The organism is Achromobacter dolens, assembly GCF_902859745.1.
In the GTDB taxonomy this organism is placed as follows: Bacteria; Pseudomonadota; Gammaproteobacteria; order Burkholderiales; family Burkholderiaceae_B; genus Achromobacter; species Achromobacter dolens.
Genome location: NZ_CADIJW010000003.1, coordinates 44,536 through 57,886 on the forward strand (window position 1 = coordinate 44,536; position 13,351 = coordinate 57,886).

At 68.7% G+C, this 13,351-nt stretch carries 11 protein-coding genes; 4 read left to right on the forward strand and 7 right to left on the reverse strand.

The genetic code is table 11. From position 1 onward, the window contains the following. Positions 1-287: 287 nt before the first annotated feature. Positions 288-1,583 (reverse strand): M20/M25/M40 family metallo-hydrolase, encoded by a 1,296-nt coding sequence (locus HV783_RS03925; protein WP_054502667.1) that lies wholly within the window; start codon positions 1,581-1,583, stop codon positions 288-290. 336 nt (positions 1,584-1,919) lie between these two features. Between HV783_RS03925 and HV783_RS03930 the strand changes: the two genes are divergently transcribed. Next, the gene (locus tag HV783_RS03930; RefSeq protein ID WP_054502666.1) at positions 1,920-3,890 is read left to right on the forward strand and encodes a SurA N-terminal domain-containing protein; all 1,971 of its coding nucleotides are present in this window, start codon (positions 1,920-1,922) and stop codon (positions 3,888-3,890) included. Between the two features lie 38 nt (positions 3,891-3,928). On the opposite strand, the gene HV783_RS03935 is transcribed toward HV783_RS03930, so the two are convergent. Then, positions 3,929-4,588: an arylesterase gene (locus HV783_RS03935; RefSeq protein WP_167517612.1), complete on the reverse strand. Its 660-nt coding sequence runs from the start codon at positions 4,586-4,588 to the stop codon at positions 3,929-3,931. Here HV783_RS03935 and HV783_RS03940 point away from each other — a divergent pair. Next, the gene (locus HV783_RS03940) at positions 4,587-5,258 is read left to right on the forward strand and encodes an ABC transporter ATP-binding protein (protein ID WP_049073475.1); all 672 of its coding nucleotides are present in this window, start codon (positions 4,587-4,589) and stop codon (positions 5,256-5,258) included. The two genes, HV783_RS03935 and HV783_RS03940, sit on opposite strands and share 2 nt — an antisense overlap. 106 nt (positions 5,259-5,364) lie before the next feature. On the opposite strand, the gene HV783_RS03945 is transcribed toward HV783_RS03940, so the two are convergent. The 3 genes from HV783_RS03945 to HV783_RS03955 are packed head-to-tail and all read right to left on the reverse strand — an operon-like array spanning position 5,365 to position 9,107. Next, positions 5,365-6,348 (reverse strand): ABC transporter substrate-binding protein, encoded by a 984-nt coding sequence (locus HV783_RS03945; RefSeq protein WP_175188730.1) that lies wholly within the window; start codon positions 6,346-6,348, stop codon positions 5,365-5,367. 22 nt (positions 6,349-6,370) lie between these two features. Beyond that, positions 6,371-8,017, reverse strand: coding sequence for an ABC transporter permease (locus HV783_RS03950; protein ID WP_049073477.1), 1,647 nt, complete (start codon positions 8,015-8,017; stop codon positions 6,371-6,373). A gap of 13 nt (positions 8,018-8,030) precedes the next feature. Then, positions 8,031-9,107 carry an ABC transporter ATP-binding protein gene (locus HV783_RS03955; protein WP_054502663.1) on the reverse strand — a complete coding sequence of 359 codons (1,077 nt, stop codon included), beginning with the start codon at positions 9,105-9,107 and terminating at the stop codon, positions 8,031-8,033. 243 nt (positions 9,108-9,350) lie between these two features. Between HV783_RS03955 and HV783_RS03960 the strand changes: the two genes are divergently transcribed. After that, on the forward strand, positions 9,351-10,259 hold the full coding sequence (locus HV783_RS03960; RefSeq protein ID WP_054502662.1) for a LysR substrate-binding domain-containing protein: 909 nt from the start codon (positions 9,351-9,353) through the stop codon (positions 10,257-10,259). Between the two features lie 11 nt (positions 10,260-10,270). Continuing rightward, positions 10,271-11,005, forward strand: a complete 735-nt coding sequence (gene serB / locus HV783_RS03965; protein WP_054502661.1) for a phosphoserine phosphatase SerB — start codon at positions 10,271-10,273, stop codon at positions 11,003-11,005. Positions 11,006-11,098: 93 nt separating this feature from the next. Here serB and fabV read toward each other — a convergent pair whose 3' ends face one another. Both fabV and HV783_RS03975 read right to left on the reverse strand, forming a co-directional pair. Further along, positions 11,099-12,295, reverse strand: a complete 1,197-nt coding sequence (fabV, locus tag HV783_RS03970) for an enoyl-ACP reductase FabV (protein WP_175188731.1) — start codon at positions 12,293-12,295, stop codon at positions 11,099-11,101. A 100-nt stretch (positions 12,296-12,395) separates the two neighbouring features. Beyond that, positions 12,396-13,346 carry a DMT family transporter gene (locus HV783_RS03975; RefSeq protein ID WP_064523016.1) on the reverse strand — a complete coding sequence of 317 codons (951 nt, stop codon included), beginning with the start codon at positions 13,344-13,346 and terminating at the stop codon, positions 12,396-12,398. Positions 13,347-13,351: the final 5 nt, after the last annotated feature.

Sequence of the window (13,351 nt, forward strand, 5' to 3'; positions counted from 1 at the left end):
CACGCCCCGGCCCCGCGCCACGGCCCCGCAGCCGCTCGCGGTGGGGAAAGTTCGGGGCGTCGCTGGGGTGGGCGGTGTGCTTGGGCTTCGTGGGAAGGATGGCGGCGCTTGAAGGATTTGCTGGCGCCCGTCCGACAAGGCCGCCCTGCGCGGCCTTGTCGGACATACGTGGTGGCTGCTCGCGCGGGCGCATCCTGGGGCGGGAGGTGGGATTTGCGGGCGGGGAGCCTGTTGCTTGGGGGCAGGGGCGGCCTTCGTCGGGTTGCGCCGCCGGAGGCGCCCGGCGCTTATTTCATCGGGGCCTTGTCCTGGGAGACGTCCATGATCATGCGGGCGGCCAGGTAGAGGCGGGGGACGATGGAGGGGATCTGGATGTATTCGGCGTCGTTGGAGTGGGCGCCGAAGCCGCTCAGGCCCATGCCTTCGATGACGGGGCCGCGGGCCTTGAGGGCGGCGAAGGCGGCGTCGGTGCCGCCGCCGCTGGCGCGGTCGATGACTTTCATGGGCAGGCCGAGTTCCTGGTAGATGGCGACGCCGTGGTTGGCGAGGGCGCGCGAGGCAGGGGTGGCTTCCAGCGGCGGGCGGCGCACTTCGAATTTGACGCTGACCTTGGCCTCGGGCAGCAGTTTCTTCTGGATGCGTTCCTGCAAGGTGCGTTCGAGGGCGTCGAAGTCGGCGACCTTGAGGGCGCGGGCGTCGGCCTGGGCGGTCGCCTGGCCGGGGATGACATTGCGGTTGGTGCCGGCCTGGGCCACGGTCCAGTTCAGTTTCAGGCCTTCCTCGGGCTTGGACAGGTCTTTCAGTTGCAGGATCTGGTGGGACAGCTCGGTCAGGGCGTTGACGCCGCCCTCGGGACGGGCGCCGGCGTGCGAGGTCTTGCCCTGCACGGTCAGGTACGCGGCGCCGATGCCGCTGGTGGCCAGGGTCAGGCGGCCCTCGGCGCCGCCGCCTTCGAAGGAGAAGACGGCGTCCTGGTCGGCGCCCAGGCGGGTGATGGTGGCGCGGGCGCCTGGCGAGCTGATTTCCTCGTCGCCGTTGATCAGCACGGTCAGGGTGCCGTAATCCTTGAAGTCCAGTTTTTGCAGCAGGGCCACGGTGTGCAGGATGATGGCGACGCCGTGCTTGTCATCGGCGATGCCCAGGCCATAGGCGCGGTCGCCGTCGATGCGGAAGGGCTGGTCCTTGAGCATGCCGTTGCGGTAGACGGTGTCCATGTGCGCGATCAGCATGATCTTTTTCTGGCCGCCGCCCTTGAATTCGGCGTGCACCATGGGGCCGACGCGCTCCGGCGTGTCGTCCAGGCGGAAGATGTCGGTGGGCTGGAGGATCTCGACGGTGCCGCCCAGCGCCTTCAAGCGTTCGCCGATGAGGGCGGCGATGCGTTCGACGCCTTCCACGTCCCTGCTGCCCGATTCGATGTTGACCAGGTCGCGCATGGTGTCGAGCATGCCTTGTTTCTGCTGCTCGGCGGCTTCATGCACGGCGGCGACGGGCGCGGCCAGCACGGCGAAGGAGGCGCTCCCCAGGAAGCCCAGGGCGAGCGCGGCACGCAGGACGAGCGGACGTGAGAGCGGGAACGGCATGGAAAGTCACCTCTGTGAGAAAGGAAGGAAGACGGCGGGCGTGGCGTGGCGGCCCGAAGGTCACGATACGAGGGGGGGACGGAAGGCGAAAACCGGGGTTTCCCGGGTTGACCCGGGCCGGCTTCCGTGGGGGTGGCAAGCCTCGTCGTCGAGCGCGCGGGGGCGCCGGGCGGGTCGATGTAAGCAGACGCTGCGGGACGAATGAGAAATGCTAAAATCCGCCCGCTGACCCGGTTTGACCGGTATGGGAATAGGGCGAATGAGATTCGCCTTTTTTTATGCGTTTTCGTGCGGCCCGGGCGGAAGTCTCCTCCCGAGTGCGGCAACAGGGATTCCATGTTCGAATTTATTCGCAGCCACCGGCGCTGGATGCAGTTCATCCTGCTGCTTCTGATTGTGCCTTCCTTCTTCCTCGTCGGGATTCAGGGCTATGAGAGCTTCATGCGCAAGGAGCCGGAACTGGCGACGGTCGCCGGCCAGCCCATTTCCCGCTCGGAGTTCGACCAGGCGCACCGCAACCAGCTTGAACAATATCGGCAGCGCCTGGGCGCGCAGTTCGACCCGGCCGTGATCGACACGCCGCAACTGCGCGAAGCGCTGCTGAACCAGCTCATCAACCAGCGCTTGCTGGCGAACGTGGCCGTGGACAACCGCTTCTCGGTGTCTGACGAAACGCTGCGCAATACCATTGCCGCGATCCCGGAAGTGCAGGACAACGGCCGCTTCTCGCCCGAGCGCTACCGCCAGGTGCTGGCGGCCCAGGGCATGTCGCCGACGTCGTTCGAAGCCGGCCTGCGCCGCGATCTGGCCGTGGCCCGCGTGCTCGAGCCGGTCGGCCAGTCGGCCAGCGCGCCTTCGGAAGTGGTGGCGTCGCTCGAAACCGCCCTGACGCAGCAGCGCACGGTGCAACTGCGCCGCTTCGCCGCCGCCGATTTCCGCTCGCAAGTGACGGTCACCCCGGCCGACATCCAGGCCTGGTACGACGCCAACAAGCAGCAATTGCAGATTCCCGAGCAGGTCCAGGTGCAGTACCTGGTGCTGAACGAAGCCGCCGCCACCGAGGGTGTGCAGGTCAAGGACGAGGACCTGGCCTCGTACTACGAGCAGAACAAGAACCGCTTCGGCCAGCCCGAGCGCCGCCGCGCCAGCCACATCATGATCGAAGTGCCGGCCGGCGCCTCGGACGATGCGCGCAAGGCCGCCCGCGCCAAGGCCGAGGCTCTGGCCACGCAGGCCGCCGCCGACCCGGCGCAATTCGCCGAGCTGGCCCGCAAGAATTCGCAGGACGCCGGTTCGGCCGCCAATGGCGGCGACCTGGGCTGGCTGGCGCCGGGCATGCTGTCCGGCCCGCTGGAAAAGGCGATCTTCAGCCAGTCCAAGGACCAGGTGTCGGGCGTGGTCGAAAGCCCGTCGGGCTTCCACGTCATCAAGGTCACCGAGATCCAGCCGGCCTCGATCAAGCCGCTGGCCGAGGTCAAGAGCCAGATCACCGCCGAAGTGCGCAAGCAACTGGCCGCCGTGCGTTTCTCGGAAATGGCCAGCCAACTGAACAAGCAGGTCTATGACCAGCGCGACAGCCTGCAGCCGGCCGCCGACGCGGTCGGCCTGAAGCTGCGCACCGCCTCGGGCGTGACGCGCGAAGGCCTGCTGCCCGCCGACCAAGCCGGCCCGGGCTCCGCCGTGGACAGCCCGGACGCGGCGTTGCTGGACAACCCGCGCGTGCGCCAGGTGCTGTTCTCGCCCGACGTGCTGCGTGAAAAGCAGAACTCCGGCGTGATCGAGCTGTCGCCGGACACCATGTTGGCGGTGCGCGTGGCCGCCGTGGAACCGGCCCACGTGCCGGCGCTGGAGAAGGTCAGCGATTCGATCCGCGCCAAGCTGCTGGACGAGCGTTCGGCCGAAGCCGCCAAGAAGGCCGGCGAAGCCGCGCTGGCGGCCGACCAGGCCAACCCGGCCGCCGCGCCGGAAGGCTTCGGCGGTCCGCTGGTGGTGTCGCGCCAGGATCCCAAGAACCTGCCGCGCTCGGTGCTGGACGCCGTGATGCGCCTGCCGGCCGCCAAGCTGCCGGCCTATACCGGCGTGCAGTCGGGCGCCGATTACACGCTGGTGCGCCTGGAGAAGGTCGAGGCCGGCACGGTCGAGGCCGCAGACAAGGAACGCCTGGCGCAGCAACTGGCGGGCGCCTGGGGCCAGGCCGAGAGCGAAGCGCTGGTGCGCATGCTGCGCGAGGAATACAAGGTGCAGGTGCTGCCGGCGGCCGCCGACGCCATCCGCGGCGGCGACGCCTCGCAGCAGGCGGCGGGCTGATCGGCCGCGCGGCAGGTCGCGGGCCGCTCAGGCCCGCGTCATTGCAGCAAGGGCCGCAGCGCCGGCCACACATTGTCCAGCAGTTGGGGCTGGGCGTCCTCGTTGGGATGGATGCCGTCGGCCTGGAACATCGCCCGGTTCGTTGCGATACCTTCCATCAGGAAGGGCACGAGCCGGGCGTTTTCGTCTTTGGCGACGGTGGGAAACACCTGGGCGAAGCGCTGGGTGTAGTCGCGGCCGTAGTTGGGCGGGATCTGCATGCCGACGATGACCACCTCGGCCTCGGCTTTACGCGCCGCCTGCGCCATGGCGCGCAGGTTCTGCTCCGTCATGTTCAGCGGCAGCCCGCGCAGGGCGTCGTTCGAGCCCAGCTCCAGCACCACCACCGCCGGCTCGTGCTGGCGCAGCAGCGCCGGCAGGCGGGCGACGCCGCCGCTGGTGGTGTCGCCGCTGATGCTGGCGTTGACCACCTTGTACTTCGGGTATTGTTCGGAAAGCCGCGCGGACAGCAGCGGCACCCAGCCGGTGCCGCGCTTGATGCCGTACTCGGCGGCCAGGCTGTCGCCCACCACCAGCACGGTGCGTTGCGCGGAACCCTGGGCTGCCGGGGCGGTCTGAGCGTGGGCGGGCGCCATCAGGGTGGCCGTGGCCAGCGTGGATATCAGTAGTGAACGGCGAATCAGGGGAATCAGGCGCATGGATAGCAAGAATTCGATCGAGGTGAAAGGGCTGGGCAAGCGGGTGGCCGATGCCGGCGGGACGCTGTCTATCCTGGAAGACATCGATTTTACGGTGGCGGCGGGCAGCGCCGTGGCCATCACCGGCAGCTCCGGGTCGGGCAAGTCCACCCTGTTGGGACTGCTGGCCGGGCTGGATGTTCCCAGCGCGGGCAGCGTGCGCCTGGCCGGGCAGGATCTGTTCGCCCTGGACGAGGACGGCCGCGCGCGCCTGCGGGCCAATCACGTGGGGTTCGTGTTCCAGTCATTCCAGTTGCTGCCGAACCTGACCGCGCTGGAAAACGTCATGCTGCCGCTGGAACTGGCGGGCCAGCCGGCGCGCGAGGCGGCCCAGGCCATGCTCGAGCGCGTCGGGCTGGGGGCGCGCCTGCATCATTATCCGCGCACCCTGTCCGGCGGCGAGCAACAGCGCGTGTCGCTGGCGCGCGCCTTCGTGGTGCAGCCCGACCTGCTGTTCGCCGATGAACCCACGGGCAGCCTGGACGCCGCCACCGGCGTCACCGTCATCGACCTGATGTTCGACCTGCACCGCGAGCACGGCACTACGCTGGTGCTGGTGACGCACGATCCCCAACTGGCGGCGCGTTGCGGCCGGCAGGTGGTGCTGGCGGCGGGACGCATGGCCGCGTAGGCGGGACGCGACCGGCCGCTGCGGCCCGCGCCAGCGGCGCAAGCCTGAAACGAAAACGCCACCCGAAGGTGGCGTTCTTGCTTGGCGCAAACCTCTGGCGCGGACCTTACTTGGCCTTGGCCACCGCCTGGTTCCAGGCGGCGACGACGGTTTCGTACTCCTTGGCGGCCGCGTCCTGGCTCACCGGGAAGATCTTGATGCTGTTGAAGTCGGGCAGGGTGGTCAGGCTGGCCACCGCGATGTCGCTGCGGGTCGGGCGGCGGAAGTTCTTCACCAGTTGCGCTTCCTGCGCCTCCTTGCTGAGCAGGCCGTCGTACAGCGCCTTGGCGGCCTCCAGGTTCTTGGCGCCCTTGATGATGAACATGCCTTCCGGCGCCAGGTAGCTGCCCTCGGTCGGGTAGACCAGCTTGATCTCCTTCTGGCCGCCGGCCACGTATTCCTGGGCGGCGTATTCCAGCGTCATGCCGACCGCGTACTCGCCGGCCGCCACGCCCTTGTAGGTGGTGCCGGACGAGGCCGTGACCACGGCGTTGGCGGCGATCTTGTCCAGGCCTTCCTGGCCGAACTGCTTATACAGGCCGTAGACCAGCATGTAGGCGGTGCCGCTCTTGGACGGATCGGTGATGGCGAACTTGCCTTTCCATTGCGGCTGCATCAGGTCGGACCAGGTGGCCGGCGCCGCCAGGCCTTTCAACTGGCGCTCGTTGACCATCAGCACCATGATGTGCACGTTGGTGCCGACCCACAGGTCGTCCGGGCCGCGGAACTCGGCCGGGATCTTGTCGATGTCGGCCGGACGGTAGGGCTGCAGGTGCTGGCGGTAGGCGCCCAGCGTGCCGAAGCCGCCGCTCCAGAACAGGTCGCCGCGCGGGTTCTGGGCCTCGGCCTCGATGCGCTTCATCATGGTGCCGGTGCCGCCGGTGACCGGCTGCACGTTCAGCTTGGGCGACTTCTTCTTGACGGCGTCGAGCGCGGTCTCGATGGTCTCGGTGTTGTTGGACGAGTACAGGACCACGTTCTGCGCCTGCGCGGCGCCCGCGGCCAGGGTGGCGGCCAGCAGGCCGGTTTGCAGGAAGTGTTTGAGGTGCATGGTTAGCCTTTGTGGATGCGGGTTATTTGCCGGAGAACAGCTTGATGCGGAATGCCTTGACCGACACGATGATGGGCAGCACGATCACCGTGACCAGCGCCGCGCCGTAGGCCGAGGCCATGCCCAGGCGGCCGCCGTCGACCTGGCGGAAGATGGCGATCGGCATGGTCTCCAGTCCGCCGCTGTAGGCCACGATCGAGGCCGACAGCTCGGAAATCGTGGTCAGCCACATCAGGATGGCGGCCGAGATGATGGAGGCCTTCATGGCCGGCAGGATCACCTTGAAGAAGGTCATCAGCGGCGATACGCCCAGGCTGATCGAGGCTTCCTCGATCGAGTCGGGTATGTTGAACAGCACCGACGAGGCGTTGCGCACCGCGAAGGGCAGGCGCCGCACCGCGTAGCACAGCACCATGATGCCGGAGGTGCCGGCCAGCACCAGCCAGCCGGTGTTGAAGGTCTGCACCAGCGCGATGCCCAGCACCGTGCCGGAGATGGTCAGCGGCAGCACCACGATGTAGTCCAGCACCTGGGTGAAGGCGCTGCGCTTCTTGATGGTGAGATAACTCACCAGCACCGCGAAGGCCACGCCCGTCACCGTGGCCAGCGAGGCGAACTTGAGCGAATTCAGGATCGGCTCGGGCGCGCCGTGCAGGGCGCGCTGCATGCTGGCCAGCGACCACGAGCCCCAGTGCATCACCGGCCCGCTGGTCTTGGTGAAGGCGGCGATGAACACCACGATCAGCGGCAGCAGCGACAGCAGGATCACCAGGCCGACGCCGCCGGTGTACAGGATGGCCTGCCATGAACGCACCCGCCGCGCCGCCGGCGCGCGGCCCTGGGTCATGGTGTAGACCTTGCGCTCGACCACGCGCTTCTGCACGAACAGCACGATGGCGACGATGGCGATCGACACCACCGACATGGCGCTCTGCAGCGTCGGGCTGCCGCCCATTTCGCTGACGAAGGTGTTGTAGGTCATCACCGACAGCAGCGGCACGCGGCTGCCCAGCAGCATCGCCAGCGCGAAGTTGCCCACCACCAGCGTGAACACCACCAGCGCGTTCACCAGGACCGCCGGCAGCAGCACCGGCACCAGCACCCGCAGTTGGGTCAGCAGCGGCGGCGTGCCCAGGCTCAGGCCGGCTTCCTCCAACTGGCCGTCGAAGCCGCGCAACGCGGCCAGCACGCCCAGGTAGATGTAGGTGTAGTAGACCAGTGTCATCGAGAACACCATGCCGGTCCAGCCGTAGAACGACGGCAGCGAGATGCCCGCGTCACCCAGCAGGTTGGTCAGGATGCCGTTGTTGCCCAGCACCAGCAGCCACGACTGGCCGACGATGATCTCGGGAATGACGATGGTCAGCACCGGCAGGATCGCCACCAGGTTCTTGAGCGGGAAGTCGTAGCGCGCCACCATGTAGGCGAACGGCACGCCCACCAGGATGGTGCAGGCGGTCACCACCAGCCCCAGCACCAGCGTGTTGCCGAAGGCCTCCAGGTATTGCGAGTCGGCCAGCAGGGCGCGGAACCCCTCCAGCGAGAAACCGCCGTCCTGGCCGGTGACGCTGTTGCTGAACAGCACCGCCAGCGGATACAGCACGAAGAACAGCAGCAGCGCCAGGCTGATTGCCGTCAGGATGCCCCAGGGCCACCATTTGATTTTCATGGCGTGGCGGTCCTCAGGCGTTGACGACGCGGCTGTCGGCGGGAATCAGCACCTGCACGGCCTCGCCGGGCTGGAACTGCGCCACCATGTTGCCCGCGTGCAGTTCCACGCGGATCTCCGAGCCGTCCTGCAGCGCGATGCGGTAGGCGGTCTTGAAGCCCAGGTACTGGCGCCGCAGCACCTTGCCGGGCAGCGTGTTGGGCACGTAGGGCGCCGGCGCCATCAGGGCCAGTTCCTCGGGGCGGGCGATCAGCACCGCGCGTTCGGCCAGCGTGTCGCTGCCGAGCGTGCCGTCGAAACCCAGGCCGCACAGCTCGTAGCGCACGTGGCCGGCCGGCGCGCCGGGCAGCCCGCCGCGCGCCGGCACCGGGATCACGTTGGCCGAACCGATGAAGTCGGCCACATAGGCGTTGACCGGCGTGCCGTACAGTTCCTCGGGCGTGCCCAGTTGGGCGATGCGGCCGTGGTCCATGATGGCGATGCGGTCGGACATGGCCAGGGCTTCTTCCTGGTCATGGGTGACGAACACGGTGGTGATGCCGGCCTCGCGCACCAGGTCGAGGATGACGTCGCGCATCTGCAGGCGCATCTTGGCGTCCAGGTTCGACAGCGGCTCGTCCATCAGCAACACGCGCGGCCGGATCACCAGGGCGCGCGCCAGCGCCACGCGCTGGCGCTGGCCGCCGCTCATTTGCGCCGGGTAGCGGTCGGCCAGCGCCGCCAGGCCGACCTTGTCTAGCGCCTCGTCGACGCGGCGCTTGATCTCGGCGCGGGCCACGCCGCGGGCGCGCAGGCCGTAGGCGACGTTGTCGAAGGCGGTCTTGTCGGGAAAGAGCGCGTAGTCCTGGAACACCATGCCGATGTCGCGGCGGTGCGCCGACACGTGCGTGACGTCGTCCTGGTCGAACAGCAGGCGGCCGCCGTCGGGCGCGTAGAAGCCGGCAATGCAGCGCAGCAGGGTGGTCTTGCCGCAGCCGCTGGGACCCAGCAGCGTGTAGAACCCGCCGTCGGGAATGTGCAGCGACAGGTCGCGCAGCACCTGCTGGCCGCCGAATGTCTTGATGATGCCGTCTACGGTGATCGATGCCATGAAAGGTTCCTGCCTGGGATTGGACGCATCATAGGAACCCGGCCGCGCTGCCACCAGCGGTGTTTTTTAAGGGCTGGCGTTAGTTTTTCTAAGAGGTCGGCGGCGCCGCAATCCCCTAGAATGCGGCTCATAGCCACGGCGCGGCCTCGCGCGGCGCCGGCAAAAAACAGACGACAAGGGAAATCGTGGGTATTAGCAGCAAAGCCTTGCGCCAGGGGCGCGCACGGGCGGACGGCGCCTGAGATGGCGGGCCCGAGCCTGCCGCCGCTGAAAGCTTTGCGGGTATTCGAGGCCGCGGCGCGCCTGCGCAGTTTCACGGCGGCGGCCGACGAACTGAGCATCACGCATAGCGCGGTCAGCCAGCAGATCCGCATCCTGGAAGACTACGTCGGCCAGCCGCTGTTCGCGCGCGAGGCCCGCGGCGTCACGCTGCTGCCGTGCGCGCAGGCGTATTTTCCCGAGGTCCAGGCCAGCCTGGAGCGCATCGCGGCAGCCACCGCCAAGCTGCGCTCGCCCGGCCATGGCGGCGTGCTGCGCGTCAGCGCCACGCCGTCGCTGACCATGAAATGGCTGATTCCCCGGCTGTCGGCGTTCCAGGCGCTGCATCCGGGCATCGACGTGCAGCTGACCACGCAGGGGCGCTCGTTCCTGGATCGCGGCGACGAGGCCGGCGGCGACGTGCTGATCCGCCATGGCTTCGTGGCGCACGCCGAAATGAGCTGCGTGCACTGCCTGGACGACTTCCACGTGCCGGTGGCGTCGCCGCGTTTCATCGAGCGCAACCGCCTGGCCACGCCGGCCGACTGTCTGGGGCACCCCTTGCTGAAGGTCGCGGGCGGCATGGACCACTGGCCGCGCTGGTTCGCGCTGGCCAGGGTGGACGTGCCGGCGCAACTGCCCGGGCCGGTGTTCGACCATCAATTCCTGTGCATGCAGGCCGCCATGAACGACCTGGGCATTGCCCTGGCGCCGTGGTGCCTGCTGCAGGACGACCTGCGCGCCGACCGGCTGCGGCCGCTGTTCCTGCAGCCACGCCTGCCCAACGCCGGCGTGCATGCGCTGTTCCGCCCGGACGCGCCGGCCGCGGCCGCGGCGCGCCATTTCATCGACTGGCTGGGCCGCGAGGCCGGTCATCCGCCACCCGAGCAATAGAAGGATTGCCCATGCAAGATTTCCAGAGCGACGCCGGCCTGCATTGGCGCGGTATCGAGCCGCCGCTGACACTGTCGGACTACAAGGTCATCGCCTTCGACATGGATTCGACGCTGATCGCCATCGAGACCCTGGATGAGATGGCCGACCTGATGGGGAAAAAGGCCGAGGTGGCCGCGCTGACCGAGGCGGCGATGCAGGGAGAGATCGTCGACTACAAGCAGAGCCTGCGGCAGCGCGTGGCGCTGCTGGCCGGCATGCCGGCGGCGGCGCTGGACGAGGTGTATGAACACCGCCTGGCGCTCAACCCGGGCGTGGAAACGCTGATCGCGGCTTGCAAGGCCGCCGGCCTGTTCTGCCTGCTGGTGACGGGCGGCTTCACCTGCTTCACCGACCGGCTGCGCGTGCGCCTGGGGCTGGACGACGTGCGCGCCAACGTGCTGGAGATCGTCGATGGCCGCCTGACTGGGCGGCTGCTGCCGCAAGCGTGGGGCGACCTGTGCGACGGCGAGGAAAAGCGCCGCAAGTTGCTGGAGGTGTGCGCGGCGCTGGGGGTCGGACCGGAGCGCGCCATCGCGGTGGGCGACGGCGCCAACGACCTGCCGATGCTGCGCACCGCCGGGCTGTCGGTGGCGTATCACGCCAAGCCGGCGGTGCGGCGCGAGGCCAGGGTGGCGATCGACCAGGGCGGGCTGGACCAGTTGTTGCGGCTGTTCAGCGCCGGCAAGGCGCAGGCGCGGCGCTGACGGGCCGCCACCGCGGCGCGAACGAGGCGCGAGGGGGCGTGAAAGAGGCGCGAGCGAGGCGCGAACGCGGCCCCCGGCGGACCCGAACCCGCCTCAGGCGATGATCAGGCCGGGGATCTTCACATCCGGGTCGACATCGGCGTTGTAATCGACCCCATCGATCTCGAACCCGAACAGGCGCAGGAAATCGCGCTTGTAGCCGGCGAAATCGGTCAGTTCATACAGGTTGGACTCGGTCACCTGGTGCCACAGCGCCTGCACCTGCGCCTGCACGGCGGGGTCCAGTTCCAGGTAGTCCGCGCGCAGCCGGCCTTCGTCGTCCAGGATCGGCGCCGCGCCGCACAGGCTGTCGCGGTACAGGCCGTAGACCTGCTCGATGCAGCCCTCGTGCGTGCCTTTTTCCTTCATGACCTTGAACAGCAGCGACAGGTACAGCGGCATCATCGGAATGGCCGAACTGGCCTGGGTCACAACCGCCTTCAGCACCGAGACGCGGGCGTCGCCGCCGCGCGCGGCCAGCTTGGCGCGGATGTCCAGCACCTTCTGGTCCAGGTCTTTCTTGGCGGCGCCGATCGAGCCGTTCCAGTAGATGTCGTGGGTGATCTTCTCGCCCAGGTAGGTGAAGGCGGTGGTGGTGGCGCCCTCGGCCAGCACGTCGGCCTCAAGCAGGGCGTCGATCCACATCTGCCAGTCCTCGCCGCCCATGACCGCCACCGTGGCGTCGATCTCTTCCTGGGTGGCCGGTTCCAGCACCGATTCCTTGATGACCTCCTTGTCGGTATCCAGGCCGCGCAGCGTGACCGCCTGGCCGACCGGCTTGAGGGTCGAGTTGAACACCGTGCCGCTGACCGGATGGGTGCGGCGCGGCGCGGCCAGGCTGTAGATCACCTGGTCGACCTGGCCCAGGTCCTGCCTGATGGCGGCGATGGTCTGGACCTTGATGGCGTCGGAGAAGGCGTCGCCGTTGATGCTCCTGGCGTACAGGCCCTCGGCGCTGGCGAACTTGTCGAAGGCGGCGCTGTTGTACCAGCCCGGGGTGCCGGCCTTGGCGGCCTCGCCGGGGCGCTCGAAGAACACGCCCAGCGTCTGGGCGCCACAGGCGAAGGCGGCGCTGATGCGGGCCGCCAGGCCGTAGCCGGTGGAGGCGCCGATCACCAGGACGCGCTTGGGGCCACCGCTGATCGGGCCCTGGGCGCGGACATAGTCGATCTGGTTCTTGACGTTGGCTTCGCAGCCGGCGGGATGGGTGGTCACGCAGATGAAGCCGCGCACGCGGGGTTTGATGATCATGGAGCCCTCGTTCTGGAAATGCGGGGAAGACGGCCCGCGCAGGCGGGCGGCGCCGGGCATTGTACGGGAGGCGGGGCGGCCGCCGGCCGCCCGGGGTGTGTCAGCGCGCGCTGGCGCTGGCCGGCGCGGCCGCCTGGACGCGGCTGCGGCGCCACTCCACCAGGCCGATGCCGATGCCGCTGGCGCAGATGATGGCGATGCCGAGCCAGGTCAGGGGATCCGGAAAGTGGTCCCACACCAGCCAGCCGACCGTGGTGGCGCTGATGATCTGCAGGTAGATGAAGGGCGCCAGGGTCGAGGCCGGCGCGCGGCGATAGGCGGCGATCTGGAACAGGTGACCCAGGCCGCCGGTGACCCCGGTGGAGATCAGCAGCGTCCAGTCCAGCGGCGTCAGCGCCTGCAGCACCGGCAGGGCGGGCGGCAGGATGAAGGGCAGGGCCAGCGTCAGGCAGCCGGTGCCGACCGCGCCGCTCCAGATCAGCGAGGTGAACGGATCGTCGCCCGCGACGCGGCGCGTGGCGATGAACTGGGCCGCGAAGCAACAGGCCGTCAGCAGCCCGAAAATGGTGCCGACCGGATGCAGGCCGCCGCCCGGGCGGATGACGATGATGACGCCGATGAAGGCGATGCCCGCGGCCACGAAGCGCGACATGCGCGCCGGCTCCTTCAGGATCCACGGCGCCAGCGACAGCACCAGCAAGGGCGCCAGGAAGTTGATGGCGGTGGCTTCGGCCTGGGGAATGTAGCTGAGCGTGGTGAAGAACATCAGCGTGGCCAGGAACATCGAGCCGCCGCGCAGGAGCTGTTCGCGCGGCTTTTTGCTGCGCAGGATGCCCATGCCGCGCGTGGGCAGCACCAGGGCCAGCACCAGCAGCAGGTGCACGGCGTAGCGGAACCACGACAGCACCAGCAGCGGCACCCCCGCGTTCATGACCCATTTGCCGCTGGCGTCCAGGCAGGACAGCGTCCACATCGACAGCACCAGCAACAGGATCCCGACGAGCGGGCCGCTGGGGGCGGGACGCGGGCGACCGGTATCGGCCGGGGACATGGACA

Excerpts from the sequence above, each read along its gene's own strand:
- HV783_RS03925 (WP_054502667.1), bottom strand. The coding sequence starts at position 1,583 with ATGCCGTTCCCGCTCTCACGTCCGCTCGTCCTGCGTGCCGCGCTCGCC.
- HV783_RS03930 (WP_054502666.1), top strand. The coding sequence starts at position 1,920 with ATGTTCGAATTTATTCGCAGCCACCGGCGCTGGATGCAGTTCATCCTG.
- HV783_RS03940 (WP_049073475.1), top strand. The coding sequence starts at position 4,587 with ATGGATAGCAAGAATTCGATCGAGGTGAAAGGGCTGGGCAAGCGGGTG.
- HV783_RS03935 (WP_167517612.1), bottom strand. The coding sequence starts at position 4,588 with ATGCGCCTGATTCCCCTGATTCGCCGTTCACTACTGATATCCACGCTG.
- HV783_RS03945 (WP_175188730.1), bottom strand. The coding sequence starts at position 6,348 with ATGCACCTCAAACACTTCCTGCAAACCGGCCTGCTGGCCGCCACCCTG.
- HV783_RS03950 (WP_049073477.1), bottom strand. The coding sequence starts at position 8,017 with ATGAAAATCAAATGGTGGCCCTGGGGCATCCTGACGGCAATCAGCCTG.
- HV783_RS03955 (WP_054502663.1), bottom strand. The coding sequence starts at position 9,107 with ATGGCATCGATCACCGTAGACGGCATCATCAAGACATTCGGCGGCCAG.
- HV783_RS03960 (WP_054502662.1), top strand. The coding sequence starts at position 9,351 with ATGGCGGGCCCGAGCCTGCCGCCGCTGAAAGCTTTGCGGGTATTCGAG.
- serB (WP_054502661.1), top strand. The coding sequence starts at position 10,271 with ATGCAAGATTTCCAGAGCGACGCCGGCCTGCATTGGCGCGGTATCGAG.
- fabV (WP_175188731.1), bottom strand. The coding sequence starts at position 12,295 with ATGATCATCAAACCCCGCGTGCGCGGCTTCATCTGCGTGACCACCCAT.
- HV783_RS03975 (WP_064523016.1), bottom strand. The coding sequence starts at position 13,346 with ATGTCCCCGGCCGATACCGGTCGCCCGCGTCCCGCCCCCAGCGGCCCG.